Below are 20,520 nucleotides of genomic sequence, written 5' to 3'. Positions count from 1 at the left end.
TCACCTCCCAGGGTTCGACTTGTCACCCCTCAGACGCCGGATTCTGCCGCCCGCTATGCCGCATGCCAGGACTTTCTTGGGCCTACCGTGGCAACGCGAAGGGTAGTCACGTCCTTACGAATGCCTGTCGAGGGGACACCAGGGTGACGATCCAGAAGCAGAGAGGCGAGCCGCCGACTTCGCCGCTGGCCCCAGTTCACAGCCGTACTGGAGCCGCGCTCGCCAAGTGGCTGACCTCCACTGATCACAAGGTGATCGGCTACCTGTATCTGATCACCTCGTTCGGGTTCTTCCTGTTCGCGGGCATCCTGGCACTGTTCATCAGGGCCGAGCTCTGGGAGCCGGGGCTGCAGTTCGTGAACGGGGAGCGTTACAACGAGCTGTTCACCAACCACGGCGTGATCATGCTGCTGCTCTTCGCCACCCCGCTCTTCGCCGGGTTCGCGAACGCGATCATGCCGCTGCAGATCGGCGCGCCGGACGTGGCCTTCCCCCGGCTCAACATGGTCAGCTACTGGCTGTTCCTGTTCGGCGGGCTCATCACCGTCTCCAGCTTCTTCACCAACAGCGGCGCGCCGAGCTTCGGCTGGTTCGCCTACACGCCGCTGTCGGACGCCACCTACTCGCCCGGTGTCGGCGGCGACCTGTGGATCATGGGGCTGGTGCTGGCCGGCCTCGGCACCATCCTCGGCTCGGTCAACTTCATCACCACGATCATCTGTATGCGCGCGCCTGGCATGACCATGTTCCGGATGTCGATCTTCACCTGGAACGTCCTGCTGACCAGCATGATCGTGCTGATGGCCTTCCCGGTGCTGGCCGCCGCGATGCTCGCGCTGGAGTCGGACCGCAAGTTCGGCACCCACATCTACGACCCGAACAACGGCGGGCCGATGCTGTGGCAGCACTTGTTCTGGTTCTTCGGCCATCCCGAGGTGTACATCATCGCGCTGCCGTTCTTCGGCATCGTCACCGAGGTCATCCCAGTCTTCAGCCGCAAGCCGATCTTCGGCTACGTCGGCCTGGTCGGCGCGACGATCGCCATCGCCGGGCTGTCGATGACCGTGTGGGCGCACCACATGTTCGGCACCGGGCAGGTGCTGCTGCCGTTCTTCTCCTTCATGTCGTTCCTGATCGCAGTGCCCACCGGGGTGAAGTTCTTCAACTGGGTCGGCACGATGTGGCGGGGTCATCTGACCTTCGAGGCGCCGATGATGTTCTCCATCGGGTTCCTGCTCACGTTCCTGCTCGGCGGGCTCACCGGCGTCATCCTGGCCTCGCCGCCGCTGGACTTTCATGTGACCGACACCTACTTCGTGGTCGCCCACTTCCACTACGTGGTGTTCGGCACCGTGGTGTTCGCGATGTTCTCCGGCTTCTACTTCTGGTGGCCGAAGATGACCGGCCGGATGCTGGACAACCGGCTGGGCCTCTGGCACTTCTGGCTGCTGTTCATCGGCTTCCACACCACGTTCCTGGTGCAGCACTGGCTGGGCTGGGCCGGGTTCCCGCGCCGCTACGCCGACTACGGCGTCAACGACGGGTTCACCACGCTCAACCAGATCTCGTCGGTGGGCGCGCTCATCCTCGGCCTGTCGACGATCCCGTTCCTCTACAACGTCTGGATCACCTCGCGCAAGCCGCGCTGGGTGACGCTGGACGACCCGTGGGGCTTCGGCAACTCGCTCGAATGGGCCACCAGCTGCCCGCCGCCCCGGCACAACTTCTCCTTCATCCCGCCCATCCGCTCCGAGCGGCCCGCGTTCGACCTGCACTTCCCGCGCAGCCATCCGGAGCGGGAGGAGATCGAGGCGTGAGCATACTTTGGTCGGGGCGGCGCATCCTTCGGGCCGACCCGCCGGAGGGTGGCCGCGCTCTACCGTCGTGACATGCGCAAAGCCATCCAGATCGCCGGCGTGGTCCTGGCGCTCCAAGGCATCAGCGGCGCCATCGACCACCTGGCCGTCCAGCCGTTCTTCGGCATCTTCCTGAACTTCTTCAACCGGGTGATCATTCCCCGGATCGGCGCGCTCACCGGCTACGAGCTCTTCGCCAACCTCGCCCTGGCCGCCCTGGGCGTCGTGCTGGTCATCGCCGCCGAGCGCGCGCCGGCGTGATCACACCAGGTGGCTGAGCCGGGGGTGGTCGCAGAGGAACACGGGGGCCGACAGCATCGTGTGGCGCTCGCCGATCTCGCCCACCAGCACCGGCCAGGTGCCGATGTTGCGGCAGCCCTCGGCCAGCGGGCGCAGCTCGGGTGGCGGGTTCAGGAGAGAGACGAACCGCCCGCCCCGGGTGCGGACCACGCTCTGCGCCGACACGAACGCGTGCCTGAGCGCCGCCGCCCGGTCGCCGCCCCGCCAGTCGGTGCTGTTGGCCACCGTGACCGTGAGCCTGAACAGGCGGTCGCGCAGCGGCTCGGCGCGCACCTCGGCCCGGCCGAGCAGCGTCTCCCAGCAGCGCAGCACCGCCCCGGCCCGGCCGCGGGCGTCGATCAGCCAGATCGCCTCCTGGTCGCCGGGCACGTCCACGCGCATGGTGTAGGAGCCGCCCGCCAGGTCGGTGAGCGCCAGCCCCGACACGGCCGCCTCGCGCTCGCGCGCCTCCAGCCCCGGGACGTGGCGGGTGCCGTCGACGATCAGCTCGGTCGCGGGCTCCAGCTCGCTGCCGCGCGCCCGCGCCACCTCACGGGTGATGAGTTGCAGGAACCGTACGTGCACGTCCACGGTGTCGTCCGGCCCGGCCTCGACCAGGCACTGGGTCTGCATGAGCCAGGGAAGGCCGGCGTGCTCCCGGGCGTACGGCTCCGGGTGGAGGCCGTGCAGGTGCCCGTCCTTGAGCAGCCGGTGGAAGGGGCGGCCATCGTGCAGCACGGCCTGTGCGATCTGCCTCGCTCTGTCCATGTCGCGCCGCCTTGTAGCCGATATGTCACTCATCGTAATCGACATACCGCCAGGGCATCGCGGCAAACCCGTTCAGGTCACCGGGACGATCTCGGCCGCCACCAGCTCGCCGCCCTCGATTCGCAGCACCCCCACGGTGCCGTGCGGCTGGCGGCGCCGATCGGTCGGCGACCCCGGGTTGAAGATGCGGAACCCGGCCTCCGACTCGTCCAGCGGGATGTGCGAGTGACCGAACACCACCAGATCCGCCTCAGGGAACCGCCGCCGCATCCGGGCCAGCCGCCCCTTCGCGGGCCCGCTGTCGTGGATCATCCCGACCCGCAGCCCGTCCAGCTCCAGCTCCAGCGTCTCGGGCGCGTCCAGGTCCGGCCCGTCGTTGTTGCCCTTCACCACGTGTACGGGCGCGTACGCGGAAAGCTCGTCGATCACGGACGGCACGCACACGTCACCGGCGTGCAGGATCACGTCGGCCCCGGCGAGCAGCCCGGCCACCCGCGGCGGGCACGACTTCCAGCGGCGCGGCGCGTGCGTGTCGGACAGCGCCACCACCCTCATGACCGGCCCGCCCGGAACACCAGCACCTCCAGGGCCCGCTCGGGCAGCGAGCCGACCCGTTTCCAGCCGAGCGAACGGTAGAAGCGGGCGGCCGGCGCCGCCGGCGAGGTGAGCAGCCAGGCCCGCGACCACCCGTCCACGGCCGCGCCCAGCAGCCGCCGCCCGATCCCCCGCCCCTGCGCGCGCGGGCTCACGAACAGCTCGACCACCTCGAACGAACCCTTGGTCATCCAGGCCACCGTCGCCTGGGTGCAGCTGCGCTGAAGCTCCTCGTAGATCGCGTTGCCCGAGAACTCGGCGGGCGTCGGCCAGCCGAAGCAGACCCCCACCAGCTCGCCGCCGTCACGCTCCACCCACGCCGCGAACCCGGGCCGCTCGACCTGCCGCGCCAGCTTGCCGGGGAACGCCGCGAAGTCCTCTTCGGTCTCGTACCACGGCGGCTCGGAGAAGCACTGCCGGTAGAGGCCGGAGATCTCATCGGAGATCGTCACACAGGCGGGGCCGTCGAGTCGCTCCACGCCTCCATTATCGATCCCCTTCCCGGGCGAGGCCCACCTGGTCGCCCACGTCCTCGCCGTCGGCCGCGGCCAGCACCGCGTCGAGCAGCCCGGGGAAGCGCAGGTCCAGGTCGGCGCGGCGCAGCTCGACGTAGCAGCGGATGCCCTCCTGGCGGGTACGGGTGATACCGGCGTCGCGGAGCACCTTGAGGTGGTGGCTCAGCGTGGACTTGGCCACCGGGGCGCGCAGCTCGCCCCAGCCGCGCTCACCTCCGCGGGACAGCACCCGCACCAGGCCGATGCGGATGGGGTCGCTCAGCGCCGCCATCGCCGCGACGAGCGTCATCTCGTCGACGGAGGGATGGCGAGCTTGTTTCATATATCCCATGCTAGCTTGTTCGATGTTTCACGAACATCGAACGAAGGAGACATATGGATCTGAACGGCAAGACCGTCATCGTGACCGGGGCGAGCTCGGGCATCGGCCGCGCGACCGCCGTCGCGTTCGCCCGCGCGGGCGCTCAGGTGCTCGGCGTCGGCCGGGACCGGGACGCACTCGACCACACCGCCGGGCAGCACCCCGGCATCGCCGTGCACCCCGCCGACCTCACGGCCCCGGGCGCGCCGGAAGCGGTCGTCCGGGCCGCGGCCGAACGGTGGGGCGGCCTGGACGTGCTCGTCAACAACGCCGGAGCCACCGCCGTCATGCCCCTGGAACAGTTCGACGCCGGCCGGGCGCGGAACCTGTTCGAGCTGAACGTGACCGTGCCCAGCCTGCTCGCCCAGGCCGCGCTGCCTCACCTGCGCCGGTCCGGCGGCTCCATCGTCAACGTCTCCAGCACCTACGGCCACCGGCCGCTGCCGGGCGGATCCCACTACGCCGCCTCCAAGGCGGCCCTGGAACAGCTCACCCGGAGCTGGGCGCTGGAGCTGGCCGGGTCCGGGGTGCGGGTCAACGCCCTGGCGCCCGGGCCCACGGAGAGCCGGGCGCTGGCGCGGGCGGGGCTGCCGGAGGCCGAGGTGGACCAGATCAAGCGCGACGAGGCCGGCCGGATCCCGCTCGGCCGGCGCGGCACGCCCGAGGAGGTCGCCTCCTGGATCGTCCGGCTGGCCGACCCCGCCTCGACCTGGCTCACCGGCCAGGTGCTCACTCTCGACGGCGGCCTCGACCTGACCTGATCACGCAACGCGAGGCATCACCGCCGATCCCCCGCCAGCCCTTAGGCTCGCCCCGTAAAGGTCTCTCGTACGAACCGGGCGGCAGAGGTTGGGCATCACCGTCGAGGCGGAGCAGGCGGCAGGCCGGGGATCCGCGGGTGGGTTCCGGAGGCGCTGGGTCTCCTGGCTGGCCGTCACGGGCCTCGCCGCATGGGCGGTGGTGCGGGTCGGCGGGCTGGAGTCTGGATCGTTCCTCACCCAGCTCATGACCGTCACCCCGTACGGTGCCGTGCTCGGTCTGCTGCTGGCGGTGGCCCTGATCAGGCGGAACAGGAAGGCCGCGATCGTGGCGCTGGCGGCGGGGCTGACGATGGCGGCCGTCGTGGTGCCGAGAGCGTTCCCGGTGGGCGGGCAGGTCACCGGCGGCACGCCGTTCCGGGTGCTGGCGATCAACCTGTACGGCCGGGCCGACCCGGAGGCGGTGGCTCGTCTCGTACGGGAACTGCGGCCGGACGTGTTCGCCGCGACCGAGCTCACCTCGCGCCAGGTCGCCGAGCTGCACGCGGCCGGGCTGGACGAGCTGCTGCCGCACCGCGTCCTGCACGACGAGCACGACGCGAGGGGCAGCGGCCTCTACGGCCGGCACCCGCTCACGGAGCTGCCGGACCTGTTCACGCCGATCGGCCACAACATGCCGGCGGCGGCCCTGACCCTGCCGTCCGGGAAGCGGGTGGAGGTGGTCGCGGTCCACCCGAATCCGCCGCTGGGCCCGATGGTCGACAAGTGGAACCGGGCGCTGGAGTCCTTCCCATCGGCGGGCGGCGGCGCGGTCCGCGTCCTGGCGGGCGACTTCAACGCCAGCCTGGACCACCGGGCCCTGCGCGACCTGCTCGGCCGCGGCTACGCCGACGCCGCCCGCCGGGTGGGTGCGGGCCTGACGCCGACCTGGCCGAACGGGGGCCGGATGCCGCCCCTGATCGCGATCGACCACATCCTCGTGGACGAGCGGGCCGGGGTGAGCTCCTTCGCCGTGCTGGACGTGCCGGGCACCGACCATCGGGGGGTCTTTACCGAGCTGCGGCTGCCGGGCGGCGGGAGTTAACATCGCCGTATGACCTGGCGACATTGATGCGTCACCCGAGGCCGGAGGATCCGCGGGCCGCCGCGCAGGCAGGCGTCCGCAGCCCCCGCCCGTCTCCTCCGGAAGGCCTCACACATGTCACCGCCTGCCAAGCGGCTCGTCCGCACGCTCTACGTCTACACGTTCCTCGACGAGCTCGTCCTGTTCTACCCGGTCTACGCGCTGCTGTTCACCGAGACCGGGCTGTCCGTGGCCGAGACGTCTTCGCTCTTCGTCATCTGGTCGGTCACGGGGCTGGTGCTGGAGGTGCCGTCCGGCGCGCTGGCGGACGCCGTGTCCCGGCGGCTGCTGCTGTGCGCGGGGCCGGTGCTCGCCGCCGCCGGGTTCGCGCTCTGGGTCGTCTTCCCGTCCTACTGGATCTTCGCGCTGGGTTTCGTCCTCTGGGGCACCCGGGACGCCCTCACCTCGGGCGCGATGGAGGCTCTGGTGTACGAGGAGCTCGACCGTACCGATGAGACGGAGCGGTACGGGCACGTCATGGGCCGGGCGACGGCGATCGGGGTGGCGGCGGACGCCGTGGCGATCGCGCTGGCCGTCCCGGTCTTCGCCGCCGGCGGCTACCCGGCGGTGGGCGCGGCCAGCGTGCTGGCCTGCCTGCTCACCGCCGCCACCGGGCTGGCCTTCCGCGAGCACCGCTCCCCCGCGGCCCCCGGCGAGGAGGTCTCGTACGGGCGGGTGCTGAGGGCGGGGCTGGCCGAGGCGCGGGAGGATCGGCGGGTGCGTGACCGGCTGATCCTTGTCGCCGTCGTGACCGCCGGGTGGGGAGCTCTGGAGGAGTACGTGCCGTTCCTCGGCACCGAGACCGGGGTGCCGGCGACGGCGATCCCGCTGGTGGTCCTGCTCGTGTGGGCCGGTGCGACGGCGGGCGGGCTGCTGGCGGGGCGGGCGCGGCGGCTGCGCGGCCGGGGCCTCGGCGCTCTGCTGGCCGTCGCGGCGGCGGCGCTGGCCGGTGGGGCGCTGAGCGGGCACCCGGCGGGGTTCGTGCTGATCGCGGCGGCGTTCGGCCTGTTCCAGCTCGCGGAGGTGGTGGCCGGGGTCCGGCTGCAGGACAGCATCGGCGGCCCGAGCCGCGCCACCGTCACCTCGGTCGCCGGTCTGGGCACCAGCCTGGTCACGATGACGGTCTACGCCGCCTACGCGGCCGCGTCCGGTCTGGTCTCGCACGGGCTGACGTTCGCCCTGCTGAGCGTCCCGTACCTGGTCGTGGCCGCCGGGCTGGGCGTACGGCGGGGGGCTCGCCGGGTACGGGGGCGCGCATGAGGGATCACGACGACGCCCGACCACCTTGCTGCCGGGGTTAGAGTTCGCGAACCCCGGGCGTGGTGCGTCGTCTCGCGGGCAGCCGTCCTAGGTGCCGAGAGCTTGCGGATCGAGACGACCCGCCACCGCGGGTGCGTGGTCCTGCGGGCGCGCGGCGTGCTCGACCACGCGGGGCGGGCCGCCTTCAGCACGCACGTCCGCGCGGAGTGGGACCGGTCGCCCGGTACGGTGCTCGTGTTCGACCTCGGCGAGCTGCTGTTCTACGACTCCTCGGCGGTCGGCGTGCTGGCCGTGGCGCTGCAGCGGATGCGGGTCGCGGGCGGCGGGCGGCTGGTCCTGGTCCGGCCCACCGGTCACCTGCTGGACGTGCTGCGGCGCACCGGCCTGCTGGCGTACGTGGAGGTACGCGACAGCGTCGCGGAGATCCTGGCCGAGCTGAATTTACCGGAACCGCGCGAACCTCAAGATCGTTTCCGGTACGGTCGCCAGCCGTAAGGAAACGGAGAGTGAGCAATGGTATTCAAAAGGATGCTGGGCGCGTTCGGCGTCGGAGCCCCCTCGGTCGACACGGTCCTCAGCACAGCCCGGCTGCGGCCCGGCGACACGATGACCGGCGAGGTCCGGCTGAGAGGCGGCGAGTTCGACGCCGCCGTCGAGCATGTGACGCTCTCCCTGGTCGCCCGTGCCGAGGCGGAGGCCGGTGACGACGAGCGCACCGGGCTCGCCGAGCTCCTCCGGGTCCAGGTCTCCGGGCCGTTCACGCTCGCCGAGGGCGAGGACCGGACGATCCCGTTCGCGTTCGAGCTGCCGTGGGAGGCGCCGATCAGCGAGGTGCGGGGGCAGCCGCTCACCGGGATGGCGCTCGGCGTCCGCACCGAGCTGGCCATCGCCAAGGCCGTCGACAAGGGCGACCTCGACCCGATCTCGGTCGAGCCGCTGCCGTCGCAGGAACGGGTCATGGAGGCGTTCCTGCAGCTCGGCTTCGCGTTCAAGTCGGCCGACCTGGAGATGGGGCAGATCTACGGCACCCACCAGGAGCTGCCGTGCTACCAGGAGATCGAGTTCTACGGCCCGCCCGGGGCGATCGCCGAGGCGGAGCTGACGTTCGTCGCCGACCCCGACGGCATGGACATCGTCATCGAGGCCGACCGGCGCTCCGGTCACTACGGCTCAGACGCGGTCGGCCGCTTCCGGGTGGGCCACGACGAGGCGCTGCGCATGGACTGGGCGGCCGAGCTGGGCAACTGGCTGGCGGGCCTCGCCTCGTACGAGCAGCACACCGGCTACGGCGAGCCGGGCTACCACGACCACGACCACCACCATCACGGGGGCGGTGGCATGGGCGGCGCGCTCGCGGCCGGAGCCGTGGGGGTGGCCGCGGGCGTGGCCGGCGGCATGATCGCCGCCGAGCTGCTCGAAGAGGTCTTCGAGGATGACGACGACTGAGCTCAGGCCGGGCGCGCCCGCTCGGCCCGCAGCAGCTCGGTGAAGAGGTCCTCCCACATCGGCATCACCACGTCGGGGGCGTAGCCGCGCGCAGTCGCGGCCGCGGCGGCGCCCAGCTCCAGGCGGCGCCTGCGGTCACGGACGACCGACTTGAGCGCGGCGGCCAGCGCGTCGACGTCGCGGGGCGGCACCAGCACCCCGTCGACCCCGTCGGTGAGCACGTCGCGCGGGCCGGTCGGGCAGTCGAAGGCGACGATCGCCAGGGCGTGCGTCATCGCCTCGATCATGACCATCGGCAGGCCCTCGAAGCGCGAGCTGAGCGCGTACACCGAGGCGGCCGCGAGCTCGTCGTCGAGGCGGTCGGTGCGGCCCATGAGCGCGATGTTGCCGCCCATGCCCAGCTCGTCGATCTGCGCCTGGAGCCTGGCCTGGCGCGGGCCGTTGCCGAAGATGCGCAGCTTCCAGTCGGGGTACTCGGCCGCCACCTGGGCGAACGCCGGGATGAGCAGGTCGAACCCCTTCTGCGGCACCAGCCGGCCGGCGGCCACCACGACCGGGTTCTGCTGGGTGGAGCGCTCCTGGTCGACCTTGTGGACCGCGTTCGGGATCTGCACGATCCGGGTGTCGGGCAGGATCTGCTCGTACTCCCGCCGGTTCGTCTCCGTGAGCACCGCCACGGCGTCGAACCGGCCGTAGTAGCGGGCGATCTCCTCGCGGATGGTTTCGGGGTAGGCGGCCAGGTTCATGTGTTCCTGCGCCACCTTGATCACGTTTCTCGACGCCCGCCGGGCGGCGATCAGGTTGAGCGCCGGGCGGGTGGTGACCAGGATCCCGCCGTCGAGCCCGGCGACGTAGTCCATGACGGCCTTCTCCACCCGCTCGGTGAAGTATTCGGCCGCGAACTCGCCGCGGGGCACGATCTTGCCGCGGAGCCTGCGCCACGCCCTGCGCGCGAACGAGTCGGGCTGCCTGCCCTGACGCTGGTCCACCAGGGCGCTGACGCGGACGTCCCGGTGGATGGCGAACTGCGGCTTGTTACGGCGGCGCACCACGCTGACGATCTCCACGTCGTGACCGGCCCTGGCCATGGCGTTGGCCTGGCTGACCACGGTGCGGATGGTGCCGCCCATGCCGTAGGCGTGCAGCATCAGGTAGCGGATCTTCATTCCAGGTAGCCCCAGGTCCGGCACATCGGCTTCAGGGTTTCGGGGATCGAGTCGGGGTCCGGCAGCGCCCGGCCCGGCTGCACGGTGCCCGTGCGGATCTTGTCGCGCCAGTCGCCCAGGCCCTTCTGGATGACCGTCTGCTCGCCGTACGAGAGCATCCCCGGCTCCCAGGCCAGGCCGAGGAAGTCGCAGATCTCGCGGGTCACCCGCTCCGGCTCGGAGCTGAGGTCCTCGTAGCGGACGGTCAGGCCGGACAGCGCCGACCGCGCCTTCTCGGTGGCCTTCATGTAGCGCAGGGCGTCGGCCGCGGCCTCCTCCCGGTCGCGCTTGTCCGGGCTCGCCTCGTACCAGGAGGTGGCGATCGAGGCCGGGTGGCGCAGCAGGAAGATGTAGCGGGCGTCGGGCCAGCAGGTGGCGATCCGCTCGTAGGCGAACGTGTTGGCCGGCGTCTTGTCGACGATGAAACGCTTACCGCTCCGTACCAGCTCGCGGTGGAGCACCCGGTCCCAGAGCAGGTGTTCGAGGTCGGCCTGGTTGTGGCCGAGCGCCTCCATCGCCTTGACCGCGAGGGACGTGCCGAACTCCACTCTGAGCCGCCGCACGTGGAGCTCGTGCGGGGCGTGCAGGTCCGAGTGGGCGTTCAGGATCGAACGCAGCAGGGTCGAGCCGGACCGCACCGGGGACATGATGAAGATCGGCGCGGTCAGCAACCGGTCGGCCTTCGGATCGACCGGCGGCCTGATCTCGGCCTCGGTCTGCTTGGCCTTCGCCTTGGCGGACGCGGAAGCCGCCTTGGCCGGAGCCGACGACCTGGTCGGGGTTCCTTGGTTTCCTACTCGGTTGACCTGAAATCCGGTGAACCTGACCAGCGCTTTGTTGATTCTCCGCTGCCAGCTCATGTCGACGCAGACTACCCATTCTTTCTGGCGGTTCCCTGTCAAACGAGAACACCGCTGATGGGGGCCGAAGCCCGGGGATGGTCCAGTGTTCCAGACCGGATATTCTCGTGCGCTGTACGCTGACGCGGGATCCGCCGGAACCTCTTCGGGGAAGCCTGACATTCACATGAAACGTGTCCGGGCCGCCTCCGCCCTCTTCGGCGGCTACCAGCACCCCACCCAGATGATCGCGGTGGGGTTCGGCATCGCGATCCTGCTGGGTGCCCTCCTGCTGTCCCTGCCCGCCGCCACCGCCGCCGGTCAGACGACCGACTGGATGACGGCCGTGTGGACCGCCACCGCCGCCGTCTCCCTGACCGGGCTGACCATCGTCGACACCCCGGTCCACTGGTCGGCGTTCGGCGAGGTGATCATCATCGGGCTGGTGCAGATCGGCGGGCTCGGCATCATGACCCTGGCCACGGTCTTCACCGTGCTCGTCTCCGGCAGGCTGGGGCTGCGGGCCCGGCTGTTCGCGCAGGCCGAGACCAAGACCCCGACCATGGCGGGGATGCGGTCGGTCGTGCGCAAGGTCGTCGTCTACAGCCTGGTGTGCGAGGCGGTCGCCGCCGCCGTGTTCACCGTGCGGTTCATGACGGGATACGGCGAGGGGTTCGGGCGGGCGCTCTACCTCGGGGTCTTCCACGGCGTCTCGGCCTTCAACAACGCCGGGTTCACGCTCTGGTCCGACAGCCTCGTCCGCTTCGCGGGCGACCCGTGGATCTGCCTGACGGTCGCCGCCGCGGTCATCGTGGGCGGGCTGGGCTTCCCGGTGGTGTTCGAGCTGCTGCGCTCCTGGCGGCACCCGGGCAGGTGGAGCGTGCTCACCACGATCACCGTCTTCGCCACGCTGGTCCTGCTGGTCCTGGGCACGCTGGTCTACCTGGCCACCGAGTGGCACAACCCCGGCACGCTCGGCGGGCTGGACGACTCCGGCAAGCTGCTGGGCGCCTTCTTCCTGTCGGCGATGGCCCGCACGGCCGGGTTCAACAGCGTCGACATCGGCGATCTGTACCCGTCGAGCTGGCTGCTCAGCGACGTGCTCATGTTCATCGGCGGCGGCAGCGCCGGCACCGCGGGCGGCATCAAGGTGACCACGCTCGGCCTGCTGCTCTTCGTCATCTGGGCCGAGCTGCGCGGCGAGCCCAAGGTGAACGTCCGCCACCGCCAGGTGCCGGAGACCGCCCAGCGCCAGGCCGTGGTGGTGACGGCGATGAGCGGGGCCCTGGTGGTCTTCAGCACCTACGTGCTGCTCGTGCTCACCCCGCACAGCCTGGACCGGGTGCTGTTCGAGGTGACCGCCGCGTTCAGCACGGCGGGGCTGACGACCGGCATCACGAATGAGATCCCGCCCGCCGGGCACGTGCTGCTCATCGTGCTCATGTTCGTGGGCCGGATCGGCCCGCTCACGATCGGCTCCGCGCTGGCTCTCAAGGAGCGCGCCCGGCGGTACGAACTACCCGAGGAGCGGATGATCGTTGGCTGACCTACGCAATGACCCCGTGGTGGTGATCGGCCTCGGGCGGTTCGGCTCCGCGCTGGCGCTCGAGCTCACCAGGCGCGGGACCGAGGTGCTGGCCATCGACCAGCGACCGAAGATCGTGCAGGGGCTGTCCGGGCACATCACGCACCTGGCGACCGCCGACGCCACCGACCTGGAGACGCTCCGGCAGCTCGGGGTGGGCGACTTCTACCGCGCCGTGGTCGCGATCGGCGACCTGGAGGCCAGCATCCTGACCGCTTCCCTGCTGGTCGAGCTGGAGATCGACGACATCTGGGCCAAGGCCGTCAGCCAGCAGCACCGCCGCATCCTCAGCCGGGTCGGCGTCCACCACGTCGTGCTGCCCGAGCACGACATGGGCGAGCGGGTGGCCCATCTGGTCAGCGGGCGGATGCTCGACTACATGGAGGTGGACGAGAACTTCGCGCTGATCAAGACCCGGCCGCCGAAGGAGTACGTCGGCGTCCCCTTGGGCGAATCGAACCTTCGGCGCAAATACGGCGTCACAATCGTGGCGGTGAAGAAGGAGGGCGAGGAGTTCACCTACGCGACCGCGGAGACCGAGCTGTCGTACGGCGACATCATCCTCGTCTCCGGCAGGACGGACCAGATCGAGCGCTTCTCCGAGCTGACCTGACCACGCCGCCGACCTGCGTCTTGGTAAAAGAACGGATATTACGTCATTACCAAGGCTATAGGCTTTCGGCAAGGGCTTGATGATCGGGGAGGACTCGTACATATGGACCGGGGAGCGGGGATCCTGCGGCTCGCGGGCGCGGCGGCGGCGGCCGGTGTGCTGGTGGCCGCCATAGCCCTTCCGGCCGTCGGCGGCGCCGGGGCGGTGTTCGTCAACACCGCGGACGAGCTGAACCTCAAGGCGATGGCGCTCAAGGAGCCGCCGCTGGCCGAGAAGACCACCCTGCTCGACTCCAAGGGCAACGAGATCGGCCAGTTCTACGAGGAGTACCGCGAGGTCGTCAAGCTCGACGAGATCTCCGATGTGATGAAGACCGCGATCATCGCCATCGAGGACTACCGCTTCTACGAGCACGGCGCCATCGACATCGAGGGCACGCTCCGCGCCCTGGCCAAGAACCTGACCTCCGGCGGCATCTCCCAGGGCGGCTCCAGCATCACCCAGCAGTACGTCAAGCAGGTGCTGCTCAACTCGGCCGTCACCGAGGAGGAGAAGGCCAAGGCGCTGGAGGCCAGTTACGCCCGCAAGCTCAACGAGCTGCGCTACGCGATGGGCGTCGAGGAGAAGTACACCAAGGACGAGATCCTGGAGAAGTACCTCAACATCGCCTACTTCGGCGCGAGCGCGAACGGCGTGGAGGCCGCCGCCAAGCGGTTCTTCGGCGTCTCGGCCAAGGACCTCGACCTGGCCCAGGCCGCCACCCTCGCCGGAGCCGTGCAGGACCCGAACCGCACCGACCCGAACCTCGGCAGGAAGCACCGCCAGCGCCTGCTGGAGCGGCGCAACGTCGTGCTCAACCGGATGCACGAGCTCGGCAAGATCACCGACGCCGAGCTGAAGGAGGCCAAGGCCAAGAAGCTCGGCTACAAGGGCACCCCGCTGCCCGGCGGCTGCGGCGCCAGCCCCTACCCGTACTACTGCATGTACGTACGAGCCGAGATCCTCAACAACCCGATCTTCGGCAAGACCAAGAAGCAGCGCACCCAGCTCCTCAACCGGGGCGGCCTGACGATCAAGACCACGCTCGACCCCAAGATGCAGCGGGCCGCCGAGCGGGCGATCAAGAAGTGGGTGCACGCCTCCGACAACCCGGTCGCCTCCGAGGCCCTGATCGAGCCCGGCACCGGCGCGATCAAGGCGATGGCCGCGAGCCGCACCTACGGCCGCTCCAAGAAGCGCAACGAGATGTCGTACAACGTCGTGGCTGACGCGGCGCACGGCGGCGGCGTGGGCTTCCAGGCCGGATCGACGTTCAAGGTCTACACCCTCCTGACCGGCCTCAAGCAGGGCATGAAGGTCAACGACGGCTTCTCGGTGGGCGCGGGTTACCGCGCTCCCGGCTACTCGACGTTCAAGAACTGCAAGGGCGAGAACATCGGCGACCCGACCCACACCGTCACCAACGACGAGGGGTCCGGCGGCTTCAAGACCCTGTCGACCGGGACCTGGGGCTCGGTCAACACCTTCTTCATGAAACTGGAGGAGAAGGTCGGGCTCTGCGAGACGATCAAGACGGCCAAGTCGCTGGGCGTCAAGCGCTCCGACGGCCTGCCGCTGCAGGAGTACTCCACGTTCACGCTCGGCATCAACGAGATGGACCCGGTGACGGTCGCCAACTCCTACGCGGCGATCGGGGCGCGCGGCAAGTACTGCGCGCCGATGGTCGTCACCGAGATCACCGACCGCGACGGCAAGGTCACGAAGTACGAGCCGAAGTGCAAGCAGGCGCTGGACCCCGAGGTCGCGGACGCCGCGGCGCACATCCTGGAAGGGGTGTTCACCAAGGGCACGATGCGCGGCGTGGGCGGCATCGGCCGCCCGGCGGCGGGCAAGACGGGCACCACGGACCAGCAGGCGACGGCCTGGTTCGCCGGCTTCACGCCCGACCTGGCGGGCGCGGTCAGCATCGGCGACCCGCGCGGCTCGCAGCGCTACAAGCTGAACAACGTGACGATCGGCGGCCGTTACTACCCCAACGTCTTCGGCGCCAGCATTCCGGGGCCCATCTGGCGCGACACCATGATCGCGGCGCTGAAGGGCACCGAGCCTACGGACTTCCACCCGCTGAACACCTCGAGGTTCGGCGGCTGCGGGTCGAGCTGCGCGCCGGTCAAGCGGGAGCGCGAGCCGACCGCGCTGCACGACATCGACTCCGGCACCGACACCAGCGTCGGGACCGGTCAGGACTGACACCCGTATCGGGACCGGTCAGCACCGGGACCGGTCAGGGCTGAGACCCGCGGAGGGGGCCGGTCCCCCTCCGCGGCCAACTCGTTGAAACTTCTTCGAGTCCTCGCGCCGCCGCTACCTGCGGTTTCCTTACTCACGTCTAACTGTGCAGTACAGGGGCCCTGTTAACGGAGGCGAAACATTGGTAACGTGGGAGCGCTCCCAGGGATCTTCGGCGCGAGGTGTCGAGCATGTCCGAGCAGCCCACACTGGCCCAGGTCGCGGCGGCCGCCGGGGTCTCCCCGGCCACCGCCTCCCGCGTGCTCACCGGCTCGGTCCGGGTCAGCACGTCGACCCGTCGACAGGTCTACGAGGCAGTCTCCCGGATGGGTTATGTGCGGCAGCGCGCACCCAGGGGGTCGGTCTCCAGGAACGCGGCGACCGGAGTCACCGCAGTCGTGTGTGACCATCTGCCGCGATTATTCTCAGAACCGTACTATGCCCGGCTGCTCTCCGCCAGCGGCGCCGTCGTCGCCGAGAACGGCACCACCCTGACCATCACCACGGTCAACCCGACCTCGTCCGTCCTGCCCACCCTGTCCGGCGCCGTGCTCCTCATCGGCGCCCGGGAACGGCACCCCCTCGCCATCAAGCTCTGCACCTCCGGCATCGCCGTGCGCAACATCGGCCGGCCGCCGCACGACCTGAAACTCCCGTACGCCGACGTCGACAACTACGACGGCGGACGCCAGGCCGCCGAGCACTTCCTGCTCACCGGCCGCAAATCCGTCGCCGCCATCGGCGGTCCGCCCTCGCTGCCCGCCGCCAAGGACCGGCTCGACGGCCTGGTCAAGACGTTGCGGGAGGCGGGCGTGGCCGAGGTCCCGGTCGCGTACGGGGACTTCACCGCCGCCTCGGGCACCCACGCCATGCAGTGGCTGCTGCGCCACGCCCCCGGCCTGGACGCGGTCTTCGCCGCCTCCGACCTGATGGCCGCCGGGGCGATCCAGGCGCTGCGCCGAGCCGGCCGCAGGGTGCCCGCCGACGTCGCGGTGATCGGGTTCGACGACGCGCCGGTCGCCCGGCACACCAACCCGGCACTCACCACCGTCCGCCAGCCTGTCGAGGAGGTGGCCACCATCGCGACCAGGTTGCTACTGTCCGGCACGACCGGAGTCGATCCGATCCTCCCGACAGAACTGGTCATCCGTGACTCGGCATGAACCCGGCGACATCCTGGCCCGCAGGTACCTCCTCCTGGACCCGCTGGCCCGGGGCGGCATGTCCGTCATCTGGCGCGCCTTCGACCAGTCGCTGCATCGCATGGTGGCGGTCAAGGTGCAGTGCTCGTCCCTCCAGACGGGCCTCGGCGACCGGGTAAGAGCGCGAAGCGAGGCACGGGCCGCCGCCCGGTTCATCCATCCGGACGCCATCGAGATCTACGACTACGGGGAGGCCGTGACCACCAGCGGGGAGGTCGCGGCCTTCGTCGTCATGCCGCTGCTCGACGGGGTCCCGCTGGCCGAACGGCTCGAACAGGGGCCGCTGCCCTGGCCGCAGGCCGCCGCCGTCGCCCTGCGGACCGCCCGCGTGCTCGCCGCCGGGCACGAGCGCGGGCTCGTGCACCGGGACGTCACCGCCGAGAACGTGCTGCTCACCCCCGACGGGATGAAGCTGCTCGACTTCGGCATCGCCGCCTGGGCCGGCGACCCGGACGACGAGGCGGGCACGCCGCCCTACGTGGCGCCCGAACGGCTCGACGGGAAGCCGACCCATCCGGCCGTGGACGTGTACGCGCTCGGCGTGCTGCTGTTCACCATGATCGCCGGGCATACCCCGTACCCGGAGACCACCTGGGAACAGCTGGAGACCGCGCGCCGCCCGTACCCGCCGCCCCGCCCGCCCGGCGCGCCGCACGCCGTCGCGACGCTCTGCCAGCGCTGCCTCGACCCCGACCCCCGCCGCCGGCCCACGGCGGCGGAGGCCGCGACCGCGCTGTCCGCCGCACTCAGCCTGCCCAAGCGGGTGCGGCGCGGGCTGGCCGTGGCCGGGGCGGGGGCGCTCGCCCTGTCGCTCGTCGCGCTGCTGGAGGTGCCGCGGTGGGCGATGCCGGTCCCGGTGGAGACGCCGCCGACAGCCGTGGCCTCCATCCCCGAGGTGCCGACGCCTACGCCGGAGGACTCGCTGCCCATGATGGAGCGGACCCCGGCCGAGGGGCAGACGGTCCGGCAGGCCATCGACGGCTTCCACGCCACCCTCGAAGCCTCCGACGCGTGCGGCGCGCTCGACGGCGACGTGGCCCTCGACCTCAAACAGGTCCTCCGCGGGGCGATGGTGGCGCAGGGCGAGGAGGACTCCCGCCTCGCCGGTCTCCGCCGGAAGCTGGCGGAACGCGAGCGGGAGGGCAGGCTCGACCCGGCCTGCCGTTCCCAGTTGGAAATTCGCCTGAACGAGATCAGCGCCGCCCGCCGCTCCCCCTGACCCCCGCCACCCGAGGAGGTGACGGCGAAGGAGTTGACGGCCTGCCTTGTGCCGCCCGCCTAGGGCCCGACCCCAGGGCCGACGCCCCCCACACACGTTGTTCTGGACGATTTGACGCGCTCTCCGGTATGAATGCCGGAGATTCAGTCCGTGCCCCACGGTCATGCGGCACCTCTGTGGCTTCCTGCTTCGTCGGCCTGCGCCATCGGTGAGAATGGTCTTACCGGGCCTCCACCAGAACGAATACGAGGATCGTCTCGTCCGCTGGCGCGGAAGGCGTTTTTCGTCTCCGCCCGTCCGGCGGCGACAGTCACGCTGTGTCGGCCGTGACGATTCGAAGCTTCCGGAGTGACCCTTCGCCCCGCACATCGAACACACTACCGAGCTCCAGCCGACCGAGCAGCTGAATACCGATATTCGGGCTGGCGCACTCGCGCCCCGGAGAAAACTCGTGCATGTCGGCTTTCAACTCCAGAGCACTGACCAAATTCTCGGTAGCGGTCGTTCGGGATGCGCTCCGAATCGTACTTCTCGGAGATGACACGCGCGGCGTGCGTCGTCAGGAGGAGCGCGAGGACCAGGGGGATGTGCACGCGTCTCATGGCCGTCAGGATCACGAGCCGCGGCCGGTCCCGGCAACCTCGGTCACGTGCGGAGGTGTGGCGGCAGGGCAGGCCACCAGCGGAAACCGTCGCCGGGATGAACTGAAAGTTTCACCCGGTGTTGTCGGATTAATACGGACATGTTGTAATGCGATCACGCGAAAGCTGCCGGGCGGGCGGTTCGTGGTGGGTTCCTCTGTCATGCGAGCAAAGGAATCTTGTTCATGAAAGTCATGCGTTCGGTGGCCCTTGGGGTCGCCGCGGCGTTCGCACTGATCATTACGTCCTTCGTCGTCCCCCACGCGGCCTCGGCCCACGGCGTCACCATGTTCCCCGGCAGCCGCACCTTCCTGTGCTGGCAGGACGGCCTCCGGGAGAACGGCGCCATCCAGCCGTACAACCCCGCCTGTGCGGCGGCGGTCGCGCAGAGCGGCACCACGCCGCTCTACAACTGGTTCGCCGTGCTGCGGTCCGACGCGGCAGGCAGGACCGTCGGGTACATCCCCGACGGCCAGCTCTGCAGCGGCGGCACCGGCGGCCCGTACGACTTCAGCGCCTACAACGCGGTCCGGAACGACTGGCCGAAGACGCACCTGACGTCGGGCGCCAACATCCAGATCCGGCACAGCAACTGGGCGCACCACCCGGGCACGTTCGACCTGTACATCACCAAGAACGGGTGGAACCCCAACGGCCCGCTGGGCTGGGGCGACCTGGAGAAGTTCGCCGAGGTGACCGACCCTCCGCAGTCGGGCGCCCCGGGCGGGCTCGGCTACTACTACTGGAACACCACTCTTCCGGCCGGCAAGAGCGGTGACCACATCCTGTACATCCACTGGAAGCGCTCCGACAGCAACGAGAACTTCTTCAGCTGCTCGGACGTCGTCTTCGACGGCGGCAACGGCGAGGTCACGGGTGTCGGCCCGGGCGGCAGCTCCCCCGGCCCGACCCCCACCCCCACGGACGAGGAGACCCCGCCGCCGGCCGACGGTGACTGCACGGCCACCTTCCGGGCCACCGACAACGGCTGGGCCGGGCACTTCCAGGGCGAGGTGACCGTCACCAACACCGGCGACGCCACGATCAACGGCTGGACGGTCTCCTGGACCTACTCCGGCGGCCAGGGCTTCGACGGAGCTCCGTGGAACGCGACGCTGACCGGGCAGCCACCGAACGTGGTGGCCAAGAACGCGTCGTACAACGGGCAGCTGGCCCCGAACGCCTCGACCACGTTCGGGTTCAACGCCACGGGCAGCGTGCCCAGCCCGGTTCCGACACTGACCTGCACAAGCTCGTAAAGGCAGGCTGATGCTGGAGGACGTGCGTAAGCCACCGGCCCGGCGGCGCGGTTTCATGGCCGTCGCCGCCGTGGTCGTGGCCGGCATCGCCGGTACGTCGCTCCTGGCGGTCCTGCGGCAGGCCGACCTGCCGCAGGACCTGCACCAGGAGCTCGCCGCCCGGGTGACGGTGCTGCTGGAGCAGGCTTCGCCGGAGGAGCACCACGATCACGGGCATCACTTCGAAGAGGACGCCGGGCAGGTCATCTGCGCTGTGGAGCCGTTCGGCGTGGCCCCCGAGGGCGCGCAGGACGTGACTCAGGTGGAGTGGGTGTACGCCCGGCACATGTGCGCGATCACCGGCCCCGGCACGGACTGGAAGACGTCCGTACGGGTCGCCGGGCCTCTCGCCGTACGGTTCGGCCACCACGCGGAGGTACGGGTCCCGCCCCCTGGGCCCGGTTACCCGGAGCGCGTGAAGGAGCTGTTCCCGGAGCGCCTGCACGATGAGGCGTTCGCCGAGCTGGACGACGGTCCGGCGCTGGACACGGCGCGCGAGAGATTCGAGCAGGCCAAGCAGGCCAAGTAGAAGAGCGGGCCTCCGTAAGGCCCAGAAGAACGGCCTCGTAAGGCCCACGAAACCGGGCCCCGTGAGGCCCAGGAAACCGGGCCTCGTAAAGCCCAAGAGAGGAAGCGGGCGGGCACCGCGGGAGCGGTGGCCCGCACGCG

Annotated in this window: 20 protein-coding genes; 14 read left to right on the top strand and 6 right to left on the bottom strand. The window is 70.3% G+C overall.

Annotation, left to right across the window (positions count from 1 at the left end; translation table 11 throughout):
- The first annotated feature begins 185 nt into the window (after positions 1 to 185).
- Positions 186 to 1,817 carry a cytochrome c oxidase subunit I gene (gene ctaD, locus AB0J42_RS18860; protein WP_364296180.1) on the top strand — a complete coding sequence of 544 codons (1,632 nt, stop codon included), beginning with the start codon at positions 186 to 188 and terminating at the stop codon, positions 1,815 to 1,817.
- A 72-nt stretch (positions 1,818 to 1,889) separates the two neighbouring features.
- Positions 1,890 to 2,117: a hypothetical protein gene (locus tag AB0J42_RS18855; protein ID WP_364295944.1), complete on the top strand. Its 228-nt coding sequence runs from the start codon at positions 1,890 to 1,892 to the stop codon at positions 2,115 to 2,117.
- Here AB0J42_RS18855 and AB0J42_RS18850 read toward each other — a convergent pair whose 3' ends face one another.
- The 4 genes from AB0J42_RS18850 to AB0J42_RS18835 form a co-directional block, all read right to left on the bottom strand.
- A complete protein-coding gene (locus tag AB0J42_RS18850; RefSeq protein ID WP_364295942.1) occupies positions 2,118 to 2,903 on the bottom strand; it encodes a hypothetical protein in 786 nt (261 codons plus the stop codon).
- A gap of 72 nt (positions 2,904 to 2,975) precedes the next feature.
- A complete protein-coding gene (locus AB0J42_RS18845; RefSeq protein WP_364295940.1) occupies positions 2,976 to 3,458 on the bottom strand; it encodes a metallophosphoesterase family protein in 483 nt (160 codons plus the stop codon).
- On the bottom strand, positions 3,455 to 3,976 hold the full coding sequence (locus tag AB0J42_RS18840) for a GNAT family N-acetyltransferase (RefSeq protein WP_364295938.1): 522 nt from the start codon (positions 3,974 to 3,976) through the stop codon (positions 3,455 to 3,457). The genes AB0J42_RS18845 and AB0J42_RS18840 overlap by 4 nt, the downstream gene beginning before the upstream one ends.
- 7 nt (positions 3,977 to 3,983) lie before the next feature.
- Positions 3,984 to 4,334, bottom strand: coding sequence for a helix-turn-helix domain-containing protein (locus AB0J42_RS18835; RefSeq protein ID WP_364295936.1), 351 nt, complete (start codon positions 4,332 to 4,334; stop codon positions 3,984 to 3,986).
- A gap of 53 nt (positions 4,335 to 4,387) precedes the next feature.
- Here AB0J42_RS18835 and AB0J42_RS18830 point away from each other — a divergent pair, with 53 nt between their 5' ends.
- From AB0J42_RS18830 to AB0J42_RS18810, 5 genes are all read left to right on the top strand, one after another.
- Entirely contained in the window at positions 4,388 to 5,134 is a 747-nt protein-coding gene (locus tag AB0J42_RS18830; protein WP_364295934.1) for an SDR family oxidoreductase, read from the top strand.
- A gap of 88 nt (positions 5,135 to 5,222) precedes the next feature.
- Positions 5,223 to 6,215 (top strand): endonuclease/exonuclease/phosphatase family protein, encoded by a 993-nt coding sequence (locus AB0J42_RS18825; RefSeq protein WP_364295932.1) that lies wholly within the window; start codon positions 5,223 to 5,225, stop codon positions 6,213 to 6,215.
- Between the two features lie 114 nt (positions 6,216 to 6,329).
- A complete protein-coding gene (locus tag AB0J42_RS18820) occupies positions 6,330 to 7,514 on the top strand; it encodes an MFS transporter (protein ID WP_364295930.1) in 1,185 nt (394 codons plus the stop codon).
- A gap of 102 nt (positions 7,515 to 7,616) precedes the next feature.
- Positions 7,617 to 8,009 (top strand): STAS domain-containing protein, encoded by a 393-nt coding sequence (locus AB0J42_RS18815; RefSeq protein WP_364295928.1) that lies wholly within the window; start codon positions 7,617 to 7,619, stop codon positions 8,007 to 8,009.
- Positions 8,010 to 8,027: 18 nt separating this feature from the next.
- Positions 8,028 to 8,960 carry a sporulation protein gene (locus tag AB0J42_RS18810; protein ID WP_364295926.1) on the top strand — a complete coding sequence of 311 codons (933 nt, stop codon included), beginning with the start codon at positions 8,028 to 8,030 and terminating at the stop codon, positions 8,958 to 8,960.
- 2 nt (positions 8,961 to 8,962) lie between these two features.
- Here the strand turns inward: AB0J42_RS18810 and AB0J42_RS18805 are convergent, their stop codons facing one another.
- Together AB0J42_RS18805 and AB0J42_RS18800 are read right to left on the bottom strand one after the other, a co-directional pair.
- Positions 8,963 to 10,126, bottom strand: coding sequence for a glycosyltransferase family 4 protein (locus AB0J42_RS18805; protein WP_364295924.1), 1,164 nt, complete (start codon positions 10,124 to 10,126; stop codon positions 8,963 to 8,965).
- A complete protein-coding gene (locus AB0J42_RS18800; RefSeq protein WP_364295922.1) occupies positions 10,123 to 11,025 on the bottom strand; it encodes a sulfotransferase in 903 nt (300 codons plus the stop codon). Before AB0J42_RS18800 ends, AB0J42_RS18805 begins: the two co-directional genes overlap by 4 nt.
- Before the next feature lie 166 nt (positions 11,026 to 11,191).
- Between AB0J42_RS18800 and AB0J42_RS18795 the strand changes: the two genes are divergently transcribed.
- The 7 genes from AB0J42_RS18795 to AB0J42_RS18765 all read left to right on the top strand — a co-directional run bounded on the left by AB0J42_RS18795 (position 11,192) and on the right by AB0J42_RS18765 (position 20,380).
- Complete coding sequence (locus tag AB0J42_RS18795; RefSeq protein WP_364295920.1) at positions 11,192 to 12,550, top strand: potassium transporter TrkG; 1,359 nt, start codon at positions 11,192 to 11,194, stop codon at positions 12,548 to 12,550.
- Positions 12,543 to 13,202: a TrkA family potassium uptake protein gene (locus AB0J42_RS18790; protein WP_364295918.1), complete on the top strand. Its 660-nt coding sequence runs from the start codon at positions 12,543 to 12,545 to the stop codon at positions 13,200 to 13,202. Before AB0J42_RS18795 ends, AB0J42_RS18790 begins: the two co-directional genes overlap by 8 nt.
- A 102-nt stretch (positions 13,203 to 13,304) precedes the next feature.
- On the top strand, positions 13,305 to 15,452 hold the full coding sequence (locus AB0J42_RS18785; RefSeq protein ID WP_364295916.1) for a transglycosylase domain-containing protein: 2,148 nt from the start codon (positions 13,305 to 13,307) through the stop codon (positions 15,450 to 15,452).
- Positions 15,453 to 15,682: 230 nt separating this feature from the next.
- Complete coding sequence (locus AB0J42_RS18780) at positions 15,683 to 16,654, top strand: LacI family DNA-binding transcriptional regulator (protein ID WP_364295914.1); 972 nt, start codon at positions 15,683 to 15,685, stop codon at positions 16,652 to 16,654.
- Positions 16,641 to 17,912, top strand: coding sequence for a serine/threonine-protein kinase (locus AB0J42_RS18775; protein WP_364295912.1), 1,272 nt, complete (start codon positions 16,641 to 16,643; stop codon positions 17,910 to 17,912). Before AB0J42_RS18780 ends, AB0J42_RS18775 begins: the two co-directional genes overlap by 14 nt.
- Positions 17,913 to 18,738: 826 nt before the next feature.
- Positions 18,739 to 19,812 carry a lytic polysaccharide monooxygenase gene (locus tag AB0J42_RS18770; RefSeq protein WP_364295910.1) on the top strand — a complete coding sequence of 358 codons (1,074 nt, stop codon included), beginning with the start codon at positions 18,739 to 18,741 and terminating at the stop codon, positions 19,810 to 19,812.
- A 22-nt stretch (positions 19,813 to 19,834) separates the two neighbouring features.
- On the top strand, positions 19,835 to 20,380 hold the full coding sequence (locus AB0J42_RS18765; protein ID WP_364295908.1) for a hypothetical protein: 546 nt from the start codon (positions 19,835 to 19,837) through the stop codon (positions 20,378 to 20,380).
- The last annotated feature ends 140 nt before the right edge of the window (positions 20,381 to 20,520 follow it).

Source organism: Nonomuraea sp. NPDC049649 (assembly GCF_040675175.1).
GTDB lineage: Bacteria > Actinomycetota > Actinomycetes > Streptosporangiales > Streptosporangiaceae > Nonomuraea.
Note: the sequence above shows the minus strand (reverse complement) of the source record. Positions and strands in the feature narration are given on the sequence as shown.